The following is an 18,845-nucleotide window of genomic DNA, read 5'->3' on the forward strand; positions in this document are numbered from 1 at the left end:
GATGATGACCCTCCTTACCGATGATCGGTCTGAAGCTGACGCTCCAGCCACTGGGAATATTGCGAAATGCCGTAGCAGGTGACGAAGAACAAAAGCGCCGCGAAGCCAAACAGCTCCCAGTAGACGCCGTTCCATTCCGCCGAGGCGAGGATCGGGCCTCGGATCATGCCGACGATGTCGAACATCGAGATCACCGACACCAGCGTGGTGTCCTTGAAGAGGCCCACGGCGACGTTGACGATGCCCGGGATCGAGATCTTGAGCGCCTGCGGCAGGATAATCAGCTGCATCGCCTGCGCATAGTCGAGGCCCAGACTGTCCGCCGCTTCATACTGTCCGCGCGGCAGGGCGGCGAGACCGCCCCGGATCACTTCGGCGATATAGGCCGAGGCGAACATTGTGATCATGATGATCACTCGCAGGATCAGGTCAAAGCTTGTGCCCGGCGGCAGGAAATACGCCAGCACCACATTGGCGACGAACAGCAGCGTGATCAGCGGCACGCCGCGAATGAACTCGATAAAGACCACGCAGATCCACTTGATGATCGGCATGCTCGATTGCCGCCCGAGCGCCAGCACGATACCGAAGGGCACCGAGAGCGACACACAGACCACACCCAGCATCAGGTTTATCATGAAGCCGCCCATGTCGCGGGAAGGAACTGCTTCGATGGCGAGGACATTCTCCATGGGTGCGGTGATGAAACCCGACAGGATCCAGAAGATCAGCGCCGCCACAAAGCCCGCAATCACCGCCATGCCCGCGCTGGCAGCCACCGTGCGCTTGTAGACATAGACGCCGAGCAGCACCCCCAGAAGGGCAAAGACCGGCACCAGGATCGACCCGCCCCAGATCAGCCAATAAGCAATGAAGGGGTAAAGCCCGGTGAAGATCAGCATCTTGCTCGGGAACAGCTTGTAGAACAGCAGCGGCGCGCCGGCCACGAAGAGCAGAATAAAGGCCAGCCCCGGCCGCCAATAGAGTTCAGAGGGGTATTTGAACCCGAAGAGAAGCTGGTTCCAGCGTTCCGTCAGCACTGCGAAGCAACCGCCCATGTTGCCGTCGAGAATGTCGCGGCAGGCGGTCAGGCTGGGGCTGTCCCAGACCCCGTTGAGAAACCATGGCGCCGCCGAGATCACGATTTGAATGACGACATAGAGCGATACGACCGTCAGCAGCGAGTTGGCCGCCGAAGAAAAGAGGTTTTCACGCAGCCATTTGATCGCGCCCCGTTCCGCCGCGGGGGGCGGCGCTTCGGGAAGCATATGGCTACGAACGAAAGCAAAGTGTTCCTGGGCCATGGCTCACCGCTCCTTCAGCTTGATGGCGTTGTTGTAAACGTTCATCACCGCCGAGATCGCGAGGCTGATCGCCAGATAGAACAGCATGAGCAGAAGGACGCATTCGATCGCACGTCCGGTCTGGTTGAGGGTGATACCGCCAAGCGTGCCGGTCACATCCATGTAGCCCACGGCAATGGCCAGCGACGAGTTCTTGGTGAGGTTGAGGTATTGCGAGATCAGCGGCGGGATGATCACCCGCAGCGCCTGCGGCAGGATCACAAGGTTCATGATCCGGCGCGGGCGCAGCCCGAGCGAGGCCGCGGCCTCGGTCTGGCCCTTGCTGACGGCCTGAATACCCGCCCGAACGTTCTCGGCGATGAAGGCCCCGGTGTAGATCGCCAGAGCAAACCAAAGCGCAATCAGAGAGCCGCGAATGTGAATCCCGCCCCCGAAGTTGAAGCCCTTCAACGCAGGATAATCAAGGCTGATCGGCTGGCCCATGATGAAATAGATCAGGATCGTCGGCACGAAGAAAATGACCAGCGAAGGCCACCCCATCGGCAGGAGCTTGCCCGTGTCGTATAGCAGCTTGGTGGCATAACGCCGATAATAGAAGACCCCGGCGATGGACGCGAGAAAGGTCAGAACGACTACAATTGATCCCCCGCCCCAGATCGGCGCCGGAATGTATATTCCGCGGTTGGTAAAGGCAAACGCCCCGAAGAGCATGCTTGAATCCGGGTTGTCGCCGCGAAAGGCACTCGGTGCCGGGAGGACCGCCGTCATGATGGTGAAGATGATCAGGATCCAGATCAGCACCGGCACGTTGCGGAACGCCTCGACATAGCCGGCCATCAGCTTGCGTACCAGCCAGTTGGGCGAGAGCCGCAGGATGCCCGCGGTGACGCCGAAGAGGGTCGCAGTCAGACATCCCAAGACGGCCACGATCAACGTATTCAGGACCCCGACAAACGAGGCGCGAAGATGGCTGGACTGGCTGTCGTATTCTATCGGGCGCTGGTTGATGTCATAGCCCGCCGGCTCTGCCAGAAAGCCAAAGGCGATGTTCTGCCCCTGCTCCGCGAGGTTCGTGACAAGGTTTGCGCCAAGATAGCCAATAAGCAGCATCAACAGCACAAGTGCAATGAACTGAAAGGTATAAGAGCGATACCGCGTGTCGTATATCAGCTGCGACAGCTGGAACGACGCCTTTGGAGGGTCGGTTGCCGTTGTCATCTGGGATTTCCCTGTTTTTCGACCCGGATTTTTATCGACAAACCTGCCGTGGGCCGATTTTTTCAGTGGTCGTCAGTTGAAAAAGGGCGCGGTGTATGCCGCGCCCTTTGTCAGTTCTGGTCTTAGCGGAAGGGCGGCGAGTAGAGGATGCCACCGTCGGTCCACTGCGCGTTCAGGCCGCGCGCGAGGCCGATCGGGGTTTTCTCACCGATGTTCTTCTCGAACAGTTCGCCATAGTTGCCACCCACTGCAATGGCGCGCTTGGCCCAGTCAGCGTCAAGGCCGATCATCTCGCCGAGGTTCCCCTCGGTGCCGAGCAGACGGTTGATCTCGGGGCTGTTGGTCGGCTCAGACGCCATTTCCTCGACATTGGCACTCGTGACGCCCAGCTCTTCCGACGCAATCAGAGCATTGAGCGTCCAGCGCACGATATCACCCCAGTCGTTGTCGCCATGCCGCACAAGCGGGCCAAGCGGCTCTTTGGAAATGATCTCGGGCAGGATCACGTGCTCGGTCGGGTTCTCGAACGCGGCACGTGTCGCCGCGAGGCCGGACGCGTCAGTGGTGTAGGCATCACACGCACCGGCCAGATACTGTTGCTGGCCTTCAGCGTTGGTCTCGACCGGAACCGGCTCGTAGCTGATGTTGTTCTTGCGGAAGAAATCCGCGAGGTTCAGCTCGGTCGTGGTACCGGTCTGGATGCAGACGGTCGCCCCGTCGAGTTCCTTGGCCGAGCTCACGCCAAGCGCCTTGGGCACCATGAAGCCCTGACCGTCGTAGTAGTTGACGCCGACGAATTCGAACTTGAGGTCGGTGTCACGCGAGAACGTCCATGTGGTGTTGCGCGCCAGCATGTCGATCTCACCCGAGGCAAGCGCGGTGAAGCGGGTCTTGCCGGTAGTCGGCACGAATTCAACGGCGTTCGCATCACCCAGAACGGCGGCGGCGACGGCGCGGCACACAGCCACGTCAAAGCCTTCCCAAACACCGTTCGCATCGGGAGCGGCAAAGCCCACGAGGCCGGTCGTCACGCCGCAGTTCAGCGTGCCGCGGGCCTTCACGTCATCCAACGTGGCCGCCGCAGATGCGCCAGCCGCAAGGCCGGCCACCGTCAGCGCGCCCAAAAATACGGTTTTGTTCATGTTAACCTCTTCCTGATTGTCCACCCTTCAGAGGGCGGTTCTGTCGGGCCTACGGACCCACTCTGATACTGGTTCAGGGGCGTTGACCCCTTTCAGTGTCAGCGAGTTTGGTTGGATTCATCACAAAACGTCAAGTCTTTGTTCACGAAATCCAATGCAAAACCGGGACTTGCCGCAGCGTTAGCCGCATCTGCATCATGCCGCACGAACACTGCGCGAAATATCGTGAAACCGTTTTGCGTGACGGAAGTCCGATGCCTTGCGGTCCGCCAACTCGGCAGCCTCGTCGTCCTTACCCCATTGCTCTTCCTGCCAGGTTTCATCAATCCGGGACAGGTGCCACAATGTCTCGACGGGGTGCAGATCATGTATCGCGGCAAAGCCAATCACGAGCGAGCCGCTAAGGCTCACGAGGTCATGAAAGGCGGTAAGCGCCCATATATCCAGCGTGTCCACGTGTGAACGAAGGCGGCGGAGCGCCTTTTCATCCTGCGGTATGTGCACGAGCCCTTCCACGGGATGCAACCTCGCAGACAGGACCGATTCGGCCCAGTCAAGCAAAGGATCCCAAGCCTCGGATTGCCGTGCGACCAATTCGACCGGGCTTAAGGCACGATAACAGACCAGGTCGGCATCGCCGTAATCCGCGATCATCCCGGCCACCTCGGTCCGTTGGCGCGAAACCTTGTCGATGGCTGCGTTTGCCGACCGGGTAAAGGGCATGCTGTTGGGATCTATACGACCTTCCTGCGCGTCCCATTCGGCGGCAATTTCCTCTGCCAGTGGTCGTGTCGGAACAACAAGGGCCGCCTTGGCCGGAGTACGCACCGACCGCCCGTCGAGCCGAACGCCATAACCGCCCGCGTCTTCGACGACAGTCGCCTCTGTCCAGAAGCGCTTTGCTTTCCATTCACTCATGGGCGTTCTCCCATATCCGCTCCAGCGCGTTGGGCAGCGCCCGGAAATCCTGCACGATCTCGCGCGCGGCGCTCAGCGCCTCGGGCCTGTGATACCCCCAGGACACACCGATACCCGCGATGCCCGCCGCCTGCGCCATCTCCATGTCAAAGCTCGTATCCCCCACCATCACCGCATTTGCAGGAGCGATGCCCGTTTCCGCCAAGGCCGCCCGCAGCATCGAAGGGTGCGGCTTGGAGGGATGATGGTCCGCGACCTGCCGGGTCACGAAATAAGATCTGAGATCATGCCCGTCCAGCAGCTTGTCGAGCCCGCGTGCCGATTTCCCGGTGGCCACGCCCAGCAATGTCTCGGGCACGGCATGAAGCGCGCGGAGCGTGTCGAGCGCATGCGGATAAAGCGGCGACGATTGCGCCACGCCCGAGTCCGCGCGCAAACCCATATACGCCTCTTTGTACCATCCGACGATGCGCCCGTGCATCTCGCCGGGCAGGTCCGGGGCGAGCCGGGCAACGGCCACATCGAGCGAAAGACCCACGATCCCCAAAATCGCCTCGCGCTCCGGCGCGGGCTCTCCCGCGCGGTCAAACCCGGCACGCATCGCCGCGAGGATATCGCCCTGACTGTCAACCAAAGTTCCGTCGACATCGAAGATCACCAAACGCAAGGGCCGGCTCATGCCATATCCTCGAGCGGGTCCTCCGGAGCCTCGGACGGCACCCATTGAAACAGATCCCAGGTGCGCGCCATGTGGTCTGGTAACGGAGCGGTGATATGCAAGATGGCGCGCGTCACCGGATGCTCGATCTTGAGCGAGCGGGCGTGCAGATGCAGCTTGCGGCTGACATCCCCACCAAGCTGCGCGCCCCAGCCGTCACCCAGATTCTCCTGACCGGAGCCACCGTATTTTCCGTCTCCCACGATGGGATGACCGATTTCGGCCATGTGTGCGCGCAGTTGGTGCGTGCGGCCAGTGACCGGAATGAGGGCCATCCAAGCCGTACGCCCGCCCGCAGCCTCGATCACCGCATAGTCGCTGGTCGCAGGCTTGGCACCCGGTGTCGCGTCCACCTCACGCGGATGCACGCAAAGCATCTTTTCGCCCTCACCCTTGGCCCCGTGTCCCGGCGCCTTGACCAGCCCGTATCGGATTGTGCCCATGCGCGGCGTGGGCACCCCGGCGACCGCGGCCCAGTAAATCTTGCGGGTGTTGCGATGCCGGAATGCGGCGGTCAGGCCCTTCGCTGCCTCCCGTGTCCGCGCGAGCAAAAGAACACCCGAGGTATCCTTGTCGAGCCGATGCACAAGCCTTGGCTTGTCCTCTGCTCCAAAGCGAAGCGCCTCGGCCAGCCCGTCCACATGCCGCGTCAGCTTGGAGCCGCCCTGCACCGGCAGACCCGGCGGCTTGTTGAGCGCAATGACATGATCGTCGCGGTAGATCACACAGGACTGGATCATCTTGGCATCGGCCGGTGTGATCCGCGCCGCCGCGCCGCTCGGCCGTTCATCCCGATCCGGCAGCGGCGGGATGCGCACGACCTGCCCCACGTCGAGACGGGTCGCGGGCTTGACCCGCCCGCCATCGACACGGACTTCGCCCTTGCGGCACATCTTTTCGATCTGCACTTGGCCGACATGGGGAAACAGGCGGCGCAACCACCGGTCAAGCCGTTGATCGCCATCATCTGGCCCTACGGTGCGGTTCTGCACACCACTCATGCCAAGGCCCCCCGCGCCAGCCAGACACCAAGGGTCAGCGCGGCGATGGACGCCACCACGGAAAGGCCCACATACGCCGCAGCCGCGCCGGCTTGTCCGTCATCCCAAAGGCTGAATGCCTCCAGCGAAAAGGCCGAGAACGTTGTAAAGCCCCCCAAGACCCCGGTCATCAGAAACGGGCCGAGATGCCCGAGCCCGCGCTGCATGAGTACCACGGCGGCCATCCCCATCAGGAACGACCCGAGGATGTTGACCCCGAGAACCCCCACAGGAAAACCCGACCCGCCCGCGCGCAGCGCGAGCAGCCCCACGCCATAGCGCAGACATGAGCCGATTGCGCCGCCTATAGCCACTTGTATGAAACCTGTCATCATGCCCGCGTCTGTCGCGCGCGCCCCGGCAATTGTCAAGCGCGGCGCGGGCTACGCGCGCGGCAGCGCCTGACGATCAAAGGCCGCCGCCTTGATCAGCGCCACCAATGTCTGACCGGGTTGCACATCGAGGTCCCGCAGCGCCGCACGGGTCACACGCGCACGCAAGTGCTGTTCGCCCAAGGCCAGCAAGACCTCGGCATAGGCAGTATTTTCCTCCACCTCCACACGAAGCACACGTGCCTCAAGCATGTTGCGGATGCTGATCCCCACGGGCCTCTCCCGCGCCAGTGCCACGTCGCGTGCCCGCACCCTCAGGCGCACAGGCTCACCGATGTTCAGGCGCACCTCGGGCACGTCCAGAGCCAGCCCGGACCCGAGATCTATCCGCGTTAGGTGCATCGCCTCATCCTGCGTCGCAACACGCCCCGCGAGGACCGCCCCCGCCTCGAACCGGCCTTGAACGCCAGCCAGATCAAGCCGCTCAAGCGTCTCGGCGACACCCCCTGCCGCCGCCACGGCTCCGGCCTCCAGCGCGACAATGCGGTCGGCCAGTTGCGTTACCTCTTCGAGGGCATGGGTCACGTAAATCACCGGCACCGCAAATGCCGCGGACAGACGCCCGATATAGGGCAGGATCTCGGCCTTGCGCCGCGTGTCGAGGGCGGCCAACGGCTCGTCCATGAGCAAAAGCCGCGGACGGGCCAGCAACGCCCGACCCATCGCAACCCTCTGCCGTTCACCACCAGACAGTGTTGCTGCATCACGCTCGAAGAGCGGACCGAGATCGAGCGCATCCGCGACATCGTCAAACGCGTATCGCGCGGGCAGATGCCGCGCGCGCCGATGCGCATAATCCAGATTGCCCTGCACCGTCAGATGCGGGAAAAGCCGGGTGTCCTGAAATACATATCCGACCCCGCGCTGGTGGGGCGCCACCGAACGACGCCCCCGCAGCCAAACTTCGCCACCAAATGACAGGTCTCCGCGAGCCCGCTTCTCGAACCCGGCGATGACACGCAGCAACGTGGATTTGCCACATCCCGAGGGGCCAAAGAGCGCGGTCAGTCCCTGCCCCTCGAAACGGTGCGCAACAGCCAGCGTAAAGCCGGGAAACTCCACCCGGATATCAACCGCAAGACCGGTCATCGCAGCCCCGCGTGGATCGGGAAGCGACGGTTGATCACATAGACCGCCAGCAGCACCAAAAACGAGAACACGAGCAGAATCGCCGATAGCGTATGCGCGGCGGCATAGTCGATGGTTTCAACGTGTTCGTAAATCTGTATCGAAATCATCCGCGTTCGGCCCGGAATATTCCCCCCGACCATCAACACGACGCCAAACTCTCCTACGGTGTGCGCGAAGGTCAGAACAACCGCAGTCAGGTAACCGCGCAACGCCATCGGCGAGGCCACACTGATGAACGCGTCGAAAGGCCCGGCGCGCAGGCTCGCTGCGGCCTCCATCGGACCGCGACCCACCGCCTCGAACGCGGCCTGCAAGGGCTGCACCATGAACGGCAGGGAATAAAGGACAGAGGCCAGGACCAGACCGGTGAAAGAAAATGTCAGGGTCGATCCGGTGATATCGAGCCAGAGACCGCCCAACGCTGCATCAGGGCTGAACAGCACCAGCAGATAAAAGCCAAGCACAGTGGGCGGCAGAACGAGGGGCAGAGCCGTCACCGCCTCGATCACCGGCTTGACGCGGGCCTGTGTCCACGCCAGCCACCACGCAAGCGGCGTGCCGACCAGCAACAGGATAATCGTCGCCACAGCCGCAAGCTGCGCGGTGAGCCATAATGGCCCCAGATCAGGAACCGTCATCGCCTGTCCCGTACCCATAGGCCGCAATCACCTCTGCCGCCGCCACACTGCGCAGATAGGCTAGAAACGCCGCCGCTGCGTCGTTCTGACGCCCTGCGGCCAATAAGACGGCATCCTGTCGGATCGGCGCATAGAGTGTCTGCGGCACATCCCAATGACTGCCCTCCTGCGGCACGCCCGGCTGCAACACAGCCGACATCGCGACCAAGCCGAGCTCTGCCGCACCGCTTGCCACCATCGCGTGGGTCTGCCCGATATTCTGCCCCATAACGATCTTTGGCTGCATCTCCTGCCAGAGATCCAGCCCCCTCAGCGCCTCTCGCGCCGCCTTGCCATACGGCGCAAGCTTGGGATTGGCGATCGCCAGATGTCTCAGCCCCGGATCGCGAAGGGCAGCGGCGCCGTCCCCTCCGACACGTCCCGGCGCAGCGCTCCAGAGCACAAGACGCCCGGTCGCGTATGCAAACCCACTGCCCTCGACCGCGAGCCCGCCTTCAATCAGCCGCGCCGGGGTGGCCGCGTCGGCAGATAACATGAGATCAAACGGTGCCCCCGCCGCGATCTGCGCATAGAGCTTGCCCGTGGAGCCGGTGGTCAGCGTCACGACATGACCTGTCTCAGCATTAAAGCGCGTGGCCAGCTCCTCCGCCGCCCCGGCAAAATTCGCGGCGATCGCGGCAAGCGCTTCCTCTGCTGGTGCAGCATGCGGCACCAGAGCGAGGATAGCCGCAGCCATACGCCTGAGCATCGAACAGTTCGCAAATGACAAAGACATGGTATCCTCCAAGCCTCGATATGTTCAATCGAACATATCGCAGAGGGCATATCACATGACAAGCGATATCTTCACTCGGACATATCCCTCAGATGAGCTGCCAGTTCCTTGACCTCGGCCGCCCCGGCCTCGGCTGTCGACCGTTCCAGAGCGCGATAGAGGCGCAACACCTCCGATCCGGTCCCGGTCAGCACGGCACCTCCGCCGCCCGGACCGCCGCGCGTGCTCTCGACAACGGGCGCCGAAAACATCGCGTTCATCGTTTCGATCAGCATCCAGGCGCGCTTGTAGCTCATGCCCATTTCGCGCCCGGCCGCCGCGATTGACCCACAATGCCCGATGCGTTCCAGCAACTCGGCTTTGCCGGGCCCCATCATCTGGCCCTCTCCAAAAACGACGCGCAAACGCAAGACCGGCGGTTCGACCTGATTATCCATGATACGACTGTCGCCCTTTACCAGACCGGGCTCAAGCCCGGACCGGATGAAATCTAGCGGCTCAGCCGCGAACCCGCCTTGCCCAACCCAGCTGCGCCTCGGTCTCGACGGCACACGGACGTATCTGTCGCAACCGCCTGAGCGCTTCTGCGGGGTTTTCCCCGGCCTCAATCATCAGCCGTAACGCCACCATGCCAGAGCGGCCACACCCGGCGCGACAGTGGATCAACACCCGCCCGCCGCCGGCCAATGCGCCGCGCGCCGTCATGCTGGCCTTCTCCCAGGCTTCGATCTGATCATAGGCCGGAACGTCCAGATCCTTGATCGGCAACGAGACCCAGCGCGTCCCCGCATCCTGAACATCAGCCGCCATGCTCCCTGCACCGGCGTCCAGCATTTCGGCAGGTGTCGTCAGCGAAATGACCATGGCAGGCTTCCAATCGCGGATATGCGCCATATCCCCGTCATAGTCTCCCCCCGCTCCGGGCAGCGGCGCAAGAGCAAGTGTGCCGCGCCCGACCGGCAGCGCGTATATGACAAAACCTTGCATTATCCTAAAATCTTGGCCTCGACCACTCTGACATCAAAAGTACGACGGTCGGACACCCTGTGCGCTCGACCATATCGCCCCTCTCCTCCGAGAAGACAGCTTTGGCACATCCTTCCGAAAAAGCAAGGTGGACGCTCCGATTGCACCGCCTTACTTTAGCGAGGCACGAATCCCTCAAAGGCCGCTTCATGACAGACACCGACCAAACCGGTTATCAGGTTCTTGCCCGCAAGTATCGGCCCGAGACCTTCGCCGATCTGGTCGGGCAGGATGCCATGGTCCGAACGCTCAAGAACGCGTTTCAGGCCGACCGCATCGCGCAGGCCTTCATCATGACCGGCATTCGCGGCACCGGCAAGACCACCACCGCGCGGATCATCGCCAAGGGCATGAACTGTGTGGGTCACGATGGCGCGGGCGGCCCGACGACCGACCCTTGCGGCGAATGCGAGCATTGCCGCGCGATCATGGAGGGCCGCCATGTCGATGTGATGGAAATGGACGCGGCCTCGCGCACCGGTGTGGGCGACATCCGCGAGATCATCGAAAGCGTCAATTATCGCGCCGCCTCGGCGCGGTACAAGATCTACATCATCGACGAAGTGCACATGCTTTCGGTCAACGCATTCAATGCGTTGCTCAAGACATTGGAAGAGCCCCCCGCGCATGTGAAATTCATCTTCGCGACAACAGAGATCCGCAAGGTGCCCGTGACGGTTCTGTCGCGCTGCCAGCGCTTCGATCTGCGCCGGATCGAGCCCGAAGTGATGATCGGCCTCCTGCGCCGCATATCGGACAAGGAAAGCGCTCAGATCACTGATGACGCGCTCGCGCTCATCACCCGCACTGCCGAAGGCTCGGCGCGCGATGCGACGTCTCTTCTGGATCAGGCGATCAGCCACGGCGCGGGCGAGACCAGCGCCGATCAGGTCCGTGCCATGCTGGGGCTGGCGGATCGGGGCCGTGTGCTCGATCTCTTCGACATGATCATGAAGGGTGACGCGGCGGGCGCTCTCGCCGAGTTGAGCGGACAATACGCCGAAGGCGCCGATCCGCTCGCAGTGCTGCGTGACCTGTCGGAGATCACCCACTGGATTTCCGTGGTCAAGATCACCCCGGACGCGGCCGACGATCCCACCATCGGCCCCGATGAACGCGCCCGCGGACTGAGCATGGCCGAGGCGCTGCCAATGCGTGTGCTCACGCGCATGTGGCAGATGCTCCTCAAGGCGCTCGACGAAGTTGCAGACGCGCCGAATTCCATGATGGCTGCCGAAATGGCGGTCATCCGCCTCACCCATGTCGCCGACCTGCCCACCCCCGAAGACCTTGTGCGTCGTCTTCAGGACAGCCCCCCGCCCGCGGGGCCGGGCGGTGGCGGCAGCGTCAGGGCCGCCCCCACACAAACCAGCAATGCGCAGGGGCACACGCCCATGCCCACACATTCCGGCTCCTCCGGCCCGGTCTCGCAGGGCGGACAGCATCCGGCCCTTGCCCAAGACCCCGACGAGGCGCTGGCACGCTATCCGACGTTTGAACACGTTCTGGAGCTGATCCGCAGCAATCGCGATGTCAAATTATTGCTCGAGGTCGAGGGTCATGTCAGGCTTGGCAATTACAGGCCCGGGCGGATCGAGTTCACGCCGACCGCCGATGCCCCCGCCGACCTGGCCCAACGGCTGGGCAGCGCGCTGCAACGCTGGACCGGCAATCGTTGGGCGGTCACCCTCATAAACTCGGCCACGGCTCCGACGATCCGCGAGGCAAGAGATTCCGAGCGCGACGCGCAAGAGCAAGAGGCCAGAGCCCACCCCTTGGTGAAGGCGGTTCTGGACGCGTTTCCCAAGGCGAAAATCAGTCAGATCAAGACCGCGCAGGATGCCGCAAGCCACGCCGAGGCTGACGCTCTGCCCGAAGTGGAAGACGAATGGGATCCGTTCGAAGAAGACTGAGCGGGGCGGGCGCTTGCCTGTCGCCTTTGTCATGCCAATATGCTTAAAGACAGCGAATTCAAACCGGCTCGCACGCCATGCGGGCCTCGATCCAGAGGAGATCACCGCATGTTCAAGGGTTTAGGCCAAATGGGCGACATGGCCAAGATGATGAAAACTGCGCAGGAAATGCAGCAAAAAATGGCTGACCTGCAAGAAGAGATGCATAATCTCATGGTCGAAGGCGAGAGCGGCGCCGGTCTCGTCAAGGCCACATGCTCCGCCAAGGGCGAATTGAAGGGTCTCGACATCGATCCGTCGATCTTCAACTCCGACGACAAGGAAGTGGTCGAGGACCTGATCCTCGCCGCGATCAAGGACGCACAATCCAAGGCATCAGATCGCGCGCAGGAAGAGATGAGCAAACTGACCGAAGGCATGGGCCTGCCCAAGGACATGAAACTGCCGTTCTGACGCGCCGGTTTCATCGTTCTCCAAATACTCATGCCAAACGCACACGCCCGCGAAACGGACCCGACAATTGAGCAGTACCCGAGATATCGACGCCCTCATTGACATGATGGCCCGCCTGCCCGGGCTTGGGCCGCGCTCGGCCCGGCGGGCGGTGCTGCACATGATCCGCAAACGCGCGCTACTGCTCTCGCCCCTTGCCGACCTGATGCAGACCGTCGCCGCCACCGCCCGCGAGTGTGAGACCTGCGGCAATGTCGGCACCACGGATATCTGCGACATCTGCGCCAGCGAGAAACGCGCCAACGGCCAGATCTGCGTGGTCGAGGATGTGGCCGATCTCTGGGCAATGGAACGCGGGCAGGCCTTTAAAGGACGCTATCACGTTCTTGGAGGCACGCTCTCGGCGCTCGATCAGGTTGGCCCCGAGACCCTGCGCATTCCTCAACTCGTGGCGCGCGTCGAAGCCGAGCGCGTCTCCGAGGTGATCCTTGCGCTCAACGCAACAGTTGATGGTCAGACCACGGCGCACTATATCGCCGATCAACTGGACGGCAAAGTTACGCTGACATCGCTTGCGCAGGGTGTTCCCATTGGTGGCGAGTTGGACTATCTGGACGACGGTACGATCAGCGCTGCGCTATCGGCGCGCAAGAGCCTCTGAACCCTCTCTCCTTTCCAGTCCTTTCAGGACCACGACGGATACAACTCGACTCCCATGCCCCCTATCGTCCTCGCCTTAATCTATCTTCTGACGCTGAATTTCATGACGTTCGGTCTGTTCTGGTGGGATAAACGCTGCGCCATAGAACGTCGCTGGCGTGTGCCTGAAAGCACGCTCTTGACGCTTTGTCTCGTCGGTGGATCGCTTGGGGCAAAAACCGGCCAAGGCATATTCCGCCACAAGACCCGCAAAGAGCCGTTTCGCACCTCGCTCAATGCAGTTGTGGTCCTGCATATCGGCTTTCTCGCAGCGCTCGTTCTGCCAGACTTCCGCGCCTCGGTCATAGCTCTGGTGGATCAGGTGGCCGGATACTTGGTCGGCTAGCACACTCAGGATACGCTCCAGCCAACGTCGCATTTTCCCATGGCAACAAGCCAACAAGGCACATCAGGCGGCCTGTGCCGCCTGTGCCTCCGTCACGATGGTATAGAGCGTCATCGGATCGGTGTTGGCCCGCAGCTTGGCGCAGAGCGAGGTGTCGCGCAGAGTGCGCGACACCAGAGCCAATGCCTTGAGATGCTCGACCCCGGCATCGATCGGGGCGAACAGGGCGAAGGCCAGATCGACAGGCTGACGGTCCACCGAATCGAAATCAATCGGCTTTTCCAATACGGTCAGCACGCCAACGACCTGGTCCAACCCAGCCAACCGCGCATGCGGCAACGCCACGCCGTGACCGACACCGGTCGGTCCCAGACCCTCTCGTTCAAGCAGAGCTTCGACTGCGGCGGAATGCGATACGCCATACGCAGATTCGGCAATGCCGCCCAACTCCTGCATCAGACGCTTCTTGCTTGTTGCACCTGACAATGCACGCACGGCCTCGGGTTTGAGGATCATCGGTATTTCCATAGACTATGCTGCTCAGACAAGCGAAGACACGCCTGTCACCCTCTCGTTATGGGTCAATCCAGCCAATATTGCCATCTTCCCGGCGATAAACGACATTGACTGAGTCCTTGCCTTCCTTGCGAAAAACCAAAACCGGAGCCCCCGCCAGTTCCATTTGCATGACCGCTTCACCGACCGAAAGTGATGGAATTCTTGTTTCCATCTCCGCCACTATGATCGGTTGCAGGCTCTCGGGTTCTGATTCCGTTTCCGCACTGTCTGAAGCGAGGATATAGGAGGAAGCCCCGAAGAGTTCAACCGGCTCTGCTCTTTCGCGATGATGATCCTTGAGGCGGCGCTTGTAACGGCGGAGTTGTTTTTCCATTTTTTCGCAACTGGCGTCGAACGCGGCATAAATTTCATGTGCCTTGGCACTGGCCTGCGCCGTCAGGCCGGTCGAAAGATGCACGATGGTCTCGCAGACATATTCGCTGGCGCTCTTGGAAAATACGACATGGGCGTCGGTCGGTCGCTCCGCGTATTTGGCGACCGCGCTGCCCAATTCGTCTTTCACATGCGTTTGCAGGGCCTCGCCAATGTCGATCTGCTTTCCACTGATTTGATAACGCATCTTCTCTCCTTCGGTTGACAAGCCGGTAACGAGCGCGGCGCGCCTACGCCACGATTTCGCCTAGTCCCGGATGCTGATAATCGACAGGTGTTGAGATTGTCCCAACACAGGCCCTTGTCGCGGGGGCCATTCAGGGAACAGCGCAAGATCAACACATGTCATGCCTCAATTGACGCGCTTTCAACGCGGCTTGTCAATCTCATTTGAAGGTTGAAGGCACGGATTTGCCGCCCGGGAAGGGCCGTCATGAAATCCGGAACGTGTCGCCCAGATAGACGCGGCGCACGTTCTCGTTTTCCACCACATCACGCGGACTGCCCGACATGAGAACCTTGCCATCGTGCAGAATATACGCCCGGTCGACGATTTCGAGGGTCTCGCGCACGTTGTGGTCGGTTATCAGCACGCCGATGCCGCGTTTCTTGAGATCCGCGACCAGATGCCGGATATCGCCCACCGAAATCGGATCGACCCCGGCAAACGGCTCGTCCAGCAAGAGATAGCGCGGATTGGCCGCCAGACACCGCGCGATCTCCACGCGCCGACGCTCCCCCCCGGAGAGGGCCATCGCCGGGGCGCGGCGCAGATGCTCGACCGAGAATTCCGAGAGCAACTGCTCCAGACGCTTGCGCCGCTTGTGCCGATTGCTCTCGGAAATGTCGAGAATGGCCATGATGTTATCCTCGACCGACAAGCCGCGGAAAATCGACATTTCCTGAGGCAAGTAGCCAATTCCAAGCTTGGCCCGGCGATACATCGGCAGATTCGTCACCTCGCGCCCGTCAATGCGAATATGGCCGCCCTCAAAAGAGATAAGCCCGGCAATCGCGTAGAATGTCGTGGTTTTGCCCGACCCGTTGGGACCAAGAAGGGCAACGACTTCTCCTTGCCTCAGCGAGAGCGACACATCGCTGATCACCACGCGTTTGCGATAACTCTTGCGCAGGTGCTCGACCTGTAGGCCGGTGCTCTCATGGGCGAGTGTCAGATCGGCGCGGCTCATTCGCCAGAACCCGGCTGCAGGATGGTCTTGACCCGGCCGCTCACTTGCGCGGTCCCGGCGGATGTATCAACCAACATGGTCTCTCCCGTGATGGCATTCGCGCCCTGAACAAGCAGGACGTCGCCCTGCAATTCGATCATGCCGGTCGAGATATTGTAATCGGCGCGGGTGGCCTCGGCGGCATCCTCGCCACTCACGAGCGTGACGCCGCCGCTGGCCTCAAGGCTCTCAATTCCGCTCTGATCCGCGAGATAGACGACCAGCACCCGCGGCGCGGCCAGTCTCATCGCGCCTTGGGCGATCACTACATTGCCGGTGAATACCGCCGTATTGTCGTTCTGATTCACATTCAGATTGTCCGACGTCACCTCGACCGGAAGATTGCGGTCTTGCTGCGTGTTGCCAAAGGCGACCTGTGCGCCTTGCGCGATAGCCACCATTGGCAGGCAGGTGATGAATAGCCCGGCGACGAACCGTTTGATTTTGCGCACTGGTCTCAGTCCTCCACATCCCTCGGCTGGTATAGCAGCTTCACCCCATCGGTGAAAATCAATTCCGGATGACCGCTCTCGGGCGCATTCCGCAGAACCATGCGCTGTGCCGAGAAGTCACCCAACGGGCCTGACGCCGTGACCGGGCCTGGCGTCCTTGCATGCAACTTGTCCAACTTCGTATCGAGCTGCTCGGTGTCGATCACGTAACCTGTTGATGTTTTGATATGTACATTACCGCTCAATTGCGCCGTCAATGCGCGCTGTTCAAACGCCGCCGAGCGCGCGGTTATATCGACGACCGTTCCGGCCGCAAGCCGCAGCTGCGCCGACACCTCGTCCGCGATCAGCCGCTCAGGGTTTTCACGCCCCGGGCGTGCCATATCCGCGGTAAAGCGGATCTCGTCACCCTCGGCAGTGACCCCCGCAAAGCTGGGGTTGGTGGCACCCATGTCCTGCGCGCGCTGTTCGAGGTCGATCTCCCCGACTGGCACTGTTTTGGATGGATCGACGGTGCGTGAGATCAGGAACATCGTCGATAACAGCCCCAGCGCGATCAGCGGCAGCAGGACCTTCATCCCCGCCACGACCCGCGAATAGGTGTTATCCGCGCGCGCCATGCTCAATGGGCGAAAATGTCGATTTCGGGCCAGCCGGCCAGATCGAGCCGCGCGCGCATCGGCAGGAACCCGAAACAGGCCTGCGCCATGTCTGTGCGTCCCTCGCGCGCCAGCCGCTTGTCCAGCTCCTCGCGCAGGCGGTGCAGATAGAGCACGTCCGAGGCGGCATATTCAAGCTGCGCCTCAGTCAGCGCCTCTGCCCCCCAGTCGGAGGTCTGCTGCTGCTTGGAGATATCGACGCCCAGAAGTTCCTGAAGCAGGTATTTCAGCCCGTGCCGGTCGGTATAGGTGCGGATGAGCTTCGAGGCGATCTTGGTGCAATAGACCGGTTCGGCCAGCGCACCGAAGGCATTATACATCGCCGCGATGTCGAACCGCCCGAAGTGAAAGAGCTTGAGCACCTGCCGGTCGCGCAGCAGCCGCTCCAGATTGGGCGCGCTGGTCTGCCCCTTGGCCACCTGCACCAGGTGCGCATTCCCATCGCCACCCGAGAGCTGCACGACACACAGCCGGTCGCGATGCGGGTTGAGGCCCATCGTCTCGCAGTCGATCGCCACGACGGGGCCGAGGTCCAGCCCGTCGGGCAGGTCGTTCTGATAAAGGTGGTTCGCCATTGGATATCCTTGTGTCGCACGTCCTTCGCGCGTCTGTCATGCGGGATCAAATTCCCGATTTTCTTAGGCGCTTTAACATCTCGCCTCAACCGCGATGTAAGCCGCAGTTGGGAGGAATTCCAGCCCAAGCCGCACCGGCGAGGGCAAAGCGGCTTGCGGTTGGCCCGGCGCTCGGCCACAAAGTGCCGCAAGAGGAGACAGACCCCATGCCCGTGACCAACCCCGATCAAACCGAAACCCGCGCCGCCGATTACCTTGCCCGCAGGCTCTATGAGGCGGGCTGTCGCCACGCATTCGGCATGCCGGGGGGCGAGGTACTGACGGTGATGGATGCGCTGGCGCGGGCCGGAATCGAGGTGACATTGGCGCGGCATGAGAATGCCGCCGCGTTCATGGCCGAGGGGGTCTGGCATCGCACCGGCGCGCCGGGCATCCTGATCGCCACGCTGGGGCCGGGGGTGTTGAACGGCGTCAATGCCATCGCCAACGCGCATCAGGACCGGGTGCCGCTGATCGTCATCTCGGGCTGCGTCGATGCCGATGAGGCGCTGACCTATTCCCACCAGATCCTCGATCACGAGGCGGTTCTGGCGCCGATCACCAAGGCGACGTTTCGCCTGACGGCGCAGGGGACCGATATCATCGCCGACAAGGCCGTGGGCATCGCCACCGAGGGCCGGCCCGGTCCGGTATTTATCGACGTGCCGATTTCCGTGGCCGACAGCCGCGTGACCCTGCCACGCCTGCGCCGCCGCCCCGACGCGGTGCCGATGGTGCCTGCCGCGCCGGAGAAGGCGCGCGATTGGCTGGCGGCGGCGGAGCGTCCGGTGATGATCGTGGGGCTCGATGCCGTCAACGAAGGTGCGGGGTCGGTGATTCTGGAGGTCGCGGAACGACTGAACATTCCGGTGATCACCAGCTACAAGGCCAAGGGGATCATCCCCGAGACGCATCCGCTGTGCCTTGGCGGTGCGGGGCTGTCGCCGCTGGCGGATGGGGTGCTGGTGCCGTTCGTGGAGCAGGCCGACCTGATCCTCTGCGTCGGCTACGACCCCATTGAGATGCGCCCCGGCTGGCGCGAGATCTGGGATCCGGCGCAGGTCAAAGTGATCGACATCGCCGCCGTGCCCAATGACCAATACATGCATCAGGCGACAATGAATGTGGTGGGCGCCTGCGGGCCGTCGCTGGCGGCCATTGCCGAGGGGACCGCACCCCGCACCACATGGCCCGGCGGCGAGGTGGCCGGGGCGCGCGCGGCGCTGG

Annotated in this window: 23 protein-coding genes; 5 read left to right on the top strand and 18 right to left on the bottom strand. The window is 62.2% G+C overall.

From position 1 onward, the window contains the following. Window positions 1-14: 14 nt before the first annotated feature. The 12 genes from Q0X85_RS09010 to Q0X85_RS09065 form a co-directional block, all read right to left on the bottom strand. A complete protein-coding gene (locus Q0X85_RS09010) occupies window positions 15-1,304 on the bottom strand; it encodes an amino acid ABC transporter permease (protein WP_297771534.1) in 1,290 nt (429 codons plus the stop codon). 3 nt (window positions 1,305-1,307) lie between these two features. Beyond that, window positions 1,308-2,522: an ABC transporter permease subunit gene (locus Q0X85_RS09015; protein ID WP_297771535.1), complete on the bottom strand. Its 1,215-nt coding sequence runs from the start codon at window positions 2,520-2,522 to the stop codon at window positions 1,308-1,310. A 122-nt stretch (window positions 2,523-2,644) separates the two neighbouring features. Beyond that, entirely contained in the window at window positions 2,645-3,664 is a 1,020-nt protein-coding gene (locus tag Q0X85_RS09020) for a transporter substrate-binding domain-containing protein (RefSeq protein ID WP_297771536.1), read from the bottom strand. Between the two features lie 195 nt (window positions 3,665-3,859). Continuing rightward, window positions 3,860-4,582: an ATP12 family protein gene (locus Q0X85_RS09025; RefSeq protein WP_297771537.1), complete on the bottom strand. Its 723-nt coding sequence runs from the start codon at window positions 4,580-4,582 to the stop codon at window positions 3,860-3,862. After that, window positions 4,575-5,261: an HAD-IA family hydrolase gene (locus Q0X85_RS09030; protein WP_297771538.1), complete on the bottom strand. Its 687-nt coding sequence runs from the start codon at window positions 5,259-5,261 to the stop codon at window positions 4,575-4,577. The genes Q0X85_RS09025 and Q0X85_RS09030 overlap by 8 nt, the downstream gene beginning before the upstream one ends. Further along, window positions 5,258-6,301, bottom strand: coding sequence for an RluA family pseudouridine synthase (locus Q0X85_RS09035; RefSeq protein ID WP_297771539.1), 1,044 nt, complete (start codon window positions 6,299-6,301; stop codon window positions 5,258-5,260). Before Q0X85_RS09035 ends, Q0X85_RS09030 begins: the two co-directional genes overlap by 4 nt. After that, a complete protein-coding gene (gene crcB / locus Q0X85_RS09040) occupies window positions 6,298-6,675 on the bottom strand; it encodes a fluoride efflux transporter CrcB (protein WP_297771540.1) in 378 nt (125 codons plus the stop codon). The genes Q0X85_RS09035 and crcB overlap by 4 nt, the downstream gene beginning before the upstream one ends. 48 nt (window positions 6,676-6,723) lie before the next feature. Beyond that, window positions 6,724-7,821 carry a molybdenum ABC transporter ATP-binding protein gene (modC, locus tag Q0X85_RS09045; protein ID WP_297771541.1) on the bottom strand — a complete coding sequence of 366 codons (1,098 nt, stop codon included), beginning with the start codon at window positions 7,819-7,821 and terminating at the stop codon, window positions 6,724-6,726. After that, the gene (gene modB / locus Q0X85_RS09050) at window positions 7,818-8,501 is read right to left on the bottom strand and encodes a molybdate ABC transporter permease subunit (RefSeq protein WP_297771542.1); all 684 of its coding nucleotides are present in this window, start codon (window positions 8,499-8,501) and stop codon (window positions 7,818-7,820) included. The genes modC and modB overlap by 4 nt, the downstream gene beginning before the upstream one ends. Next, the gene (modA, locus tag Q0X85_RS09055) at window positions 8,488-9,249 is read right to left on the bottom strand and encodes a molybdate ABC transporter substrate-binding protein (RefSeq protein ID WP_297771543.1); all 762 of its coding nucleotides are present in this window, start codon (window positions 9,247-9,249) and stop codon (window positions 8,488-8,490) included. The genes modB and modA overlap by 14 nt, the downstream gene beginning before the upstream one ends. Before the next feature lie 98 nt (window positions 9,250-9,347). After that, window positions 9,348-9,713, bottom strand: coding sequence for a LysR family transcriptional regulator (locus Q0X85_RS09060; RefSeq protein ID WP_297771544.1), 366 nt, complete (start codon window positions 9,711-9,713; stop codon window positions 9,348-9,350). Window positions 9,714-9,774: 61 nt separating this feature from the next. Further along, window positions 9,775-10,263, bottom strand: coding sequence for a dual specificity protein phosphatase family protein (locus tag Q0X85_RS09065; protein ID WP_297771545.1), 489 nt, complete (start codon window positions 10,261-10,263; stop codon window positions 9,775-9,777). A gap of 188 nt (window positions 10,264-10,451) precedes the next feature. On the opposite strand from Q0X85_RS09065, the gene Q0X85_RS09070 reads away from it, so the two are divergent. The 4 genes from Q0X85_RS09070 (at window position 10,452) to Q0X85_RS09085 (ending at window position 13,713) form a co-directional block, all read left to right on the top strand. Beyond that, window positions 10,452-12,215, top strand: a complete 1,764-nt coding sequence (locus Q0X85_RS09070; RefSeq protein ID WP_297771546.1) for a DNA polymerase III subunit gamma/tau — start codon at window positions 10,452-10,454, stop codon at window positions 12,213-12,215. 108 nt (window positions 12,216-12,323) lie between these two features. Next, a complete protein-coding gene (locus tag Q0X85_RS09075; RefSeq protein ID WP_297771547.1) occupies window positions 12,324-12,668 on the top strand; it encodes a YbaB/EbfC family nucleoid-associated protein in 345 nt (114 codons plus the stop codon). A 67-nt stretch (window positions 12,669-12,735) separates the two neighbouring features. Beyond that, window positions 12,736-13,329 (top strand): recombination mediator RecR, encoded by a 594-nt coding sequence (recR, locus tag Q0X85_RS09080; RefSeq protein WP_297771548.1) that lies wholly within the window; start codon window positions 12,736-12,738, stop codon window positions 13,327-13,329. Window positions 13,330-13,383: 54 nt separating this feature from the next. Continuing rightward, complete coding sequence (locus tag Q0X85_RS09085; RefSeq protein ID WP_297771549.1) at window positions 13,384-13,713, top strand: DUF1294 domain-containing protein; 330 nt, start codon at window positions 13,384-13,386, stop codon at window positions 13,711-13,713. 63 nt (window positions 13,714-13,776) lie between these two features. On the opposite strand, the gene Q0X85_RS09090 is transcribed toward Q0X85_RS09085, so the two are convergent. The 6 genes from Q0X85_RS09090 to Q0X85_RS09115 form a co-directional block, all read right to left on the bottom strand. Next, window positions 13,777-14,241, bottom strand: a complete 465-nt coding sequence (locus tag Q0X85_RS09090) for a PTS sugar transporter subunit IIA (RefSeq protein WP_297771550.1) — start codon at window positions 14,239-14,241, stop codon at window positions 13,777-13,779. Between the two features lie 46 nt (window positions 14,242-14,287). After that, complete coding sequence (gene raiA, locus Q0X85_RS09095) at window positions 14,288-14,851, bottom strand: ribosome-associated translation inhibitor RaiA (protein WP_297771551.1); 564 nt, start codon at window positions 14,849-14,851, stop codon at window positions 14,288-14,290. A gap of 244 nt (window positions 14,852-15,095) precedes the next feature. Further along, on the bottom strand, window positions 15,096-15,854 hold the full coding sequence (gene lptB / locus Q0X85_RS09100; RefSeq protein ID WP_297771552.1) for an LPS export ABC transporter ATP-binding protein: 759 nt from the start codon (window positions 15,852-15,854) through the stop codon (window positions 15,096-15,098). Further along, window positions 15,851-16,294, bottom strand: a complete 444-nt coding sequence (lptA, locus tag Q0X85_RS09105) for a lipopolysaccharide transport periplasmic protein LptA (RefSeq protein WP_297771559.1) — start codon at window positions 16,292-16,294, stop codon at window positions 15,851-15,853. Before lptA ends, lptB begins: the two co-directional genes overlap by 4 nt. A gap of 56 nt (window positions 16,295-16,350) precedes the next feature. Further along, window positions 16,351-16,965 (bottom strand): LPS export ABC transporter periplasmic protein LptC, encoded by a 615-nt coding sequence (gene lptC / locus Q0X85_RS09110; RefSeq protein WP_297771553.1) that lies wholly within the window; start codon window positions 16,963-16,965, stop codon window positions 16,351-16,353. 2 nt (window positions 16,966-16,967) lie between these two features. Then, window positions 16,968-17,579, bottom strand: coding sequence for a ribonuclease H-like domain-containing protein (locus Q0X85_RS09115; RefSeq protein ID WP_297771554.1), 612 nt, complete (start codon window positions 17,577-17,579; stop codon window positions 16,968-16,970). 206 nt (window positions 17,580-17,785) lie between these two features. On the opposite strand from Q0X85_RS09115, the gene Q0X85_RS09120 reads away from it, so the two are divergent. After that, on the top strand, window positions 17,786-18,845 hold a 1,060-nt coding region (locus tag Q0X85_RS09120), incomplete at its 3' end, for a thiamine pyrophosphate-binding protein (protein WP_297771555.1).

Origin of the sequence: uncultured Roseovarius sp., assembly GCF_947259555.1 — a bacterium.
In the GTDB taxonomy this organism is placed as follows: domain Bacteria; phylum Pseudomonadota; class Alphaproteobacteria; order Rhodobacterales; family Rhodobacteraceae; genus Roseovarius.

What these genes read in the sequence shown, in the direction of transcription:
- lptA (WP_297771559.1), bottom strand. Translation starts at nt 16,294, where the DNA reads ATGGTGGCTATCGCGCAAGGCGCACAGGTCGCCTTTGGCAACACGCAG.
- Q0X85_RS09020 (WP_297771536.1), bottom strand. Translation starts at nt 3,664, where the DNA reads ATGAACAAAACCGTATTTTTGGGCGCGCTGACGGTGGCCGGCCTTGCG.
- modB (WP_297771542.1), bottom strand. Translation starts at nt 8,501, where the DNA reads ATGACGGTTCCTGATCTGGGGCCATTATGGCTCACCGCGCAGCTTGCG.
- Q0X85_RS09030 (WP_297771538.1), bottom strand. Translation starts at nt 5,261, where the DNA reads ATGAGCCGGCCCTTGCGTTTGGTGATCTTCGATGTCGACGGAACTTTG.
- modC (WP_297771541.1), bottom strand. Translation starts at nt 7,821, where the DNA reads ATGACCGGTCTTGCGGTTGATATCCGGGTGGAGTTTCCCGGCTTTACG.
- Q0X85_RS09090 (WP_297771550.1), bottom strand. Translation starts at nt 14,241, where the DNA reads ATGGAAATACCGATGATCCTCAAACCCGAGGCCGTGCGTGCATTGTCA.
- lptB (WP_297771552.1), bottom strand. Translation starts at nt 15,854, where the DNA reads ATGAGCCGCGCCGATCTGACACTCGCCCATGAGAGCACCGGCCTACAG.
- Q0X85_RS09075 (WP_297771547.1), top strand. Translation starts at nt 12,324, where the DNA reads ATGTTCAAGGGTTTAGGCCAAATGGGCGACATGGCCAAGATGATGAAA.
- Q0X85_RS09060 (WP_297771544.1), bottom strand. Translation starts at nt 9,713, where the DNA reads ATGGATAATCAGGTCGAACCGCCGGTCTTGCGTTTGCGCGTCGTTTTT.
- Q0X85_RS09115 (WP_297771554.1), bottom strand. Translation starts at nt 17,579, where the DNA reads ATGGCGAACCACCTTTATCAGAACGACCTGCCCGACGGGCTGGACCTC.
- modA (WP_297771543.1), bottom strand. Translation starts at nt 9,249, where the DNA reads ATGCTCAGGCGTATGGCTGCGGCTATCCTCGCTCTGGTGCCGCATGCT.
- Q0X85_RS09010 (WP_297771534.1), bottom strand. Translation starts at nt 1,304, where the DNA reads ATGGCCCAGGAACACTTTGCTTTCGTTCGTAGCCATATGCTTCCCGAA.
- crcB (WP_297771540.1), bottom strand. Translation starts at nt 6,675, where the DNA reads ATGATGACAGGTTTCATACAAGTGGCTATAGGCGGCGCAATCGGCTCA.
- Q0X85_RS09025 (WP_297771537.1), bottom strand. Translation starts at nt 4,582, where the DNA reads ATGAGTGAATGGAAAGCAAAGCGCTTCTGGACAGAGGCGACTGTCGTC.
- Q0X85_RS09035 (WP_297771539.1), bottom strand. Translation starts at nt 6,301, where the DNA reads ATGAGTGGTGTGCAGAACCGCACCGTAGGGCCAGATGATGGCGATCAA.
- Q0X85_RS09085 (WP_297771549.1), top strand. Translation starts at nt 13,384, where the DNA reads ATGCCCCCTATCGTCCTCGCCTTAATCTATCTTCTGACGCTGAATTTC.
- Q0X85_RS09015 (WP_297771535.1), bottom strand. Translation starts at nt 2,522, where the DNA reads ATGACAACGGCAACCGACCCTCCAAAGGCGTCGTTCCAGCTGTCGCAG.
- Q0X85_RS09070 (WP_297771546.1), top strand. Translation starts at nt 10,452, where the DNA reads ATGACAGACACCGACCAAACCGGTTATCAGGTTCTTGCCCGCAAGTAT.
- raiA (WP_297771551.1), bottom strand. Translation starts at nt 14,851, where the DNA reads ATGCGTTATCAAATCAGTGGAAAGCAGATCGACATTGGCGAGGCCCTG.
- Q0X85_RS09065 (WP_297771545.1), bottom strand. Translation starts at nt 10,263, where the DNA reads ATGCAAGGTTTTGTCATATACGCGCTGCCGGTCGGGCGCGGCACACTT.
- lptC (WP_297771553.1), bottom strand. Translation starts at nt 16,965, where the DNA reads ATGGCGCGCGCGGATAACACCTATTCGCGGGTCGTGGCGGGGATGAAG.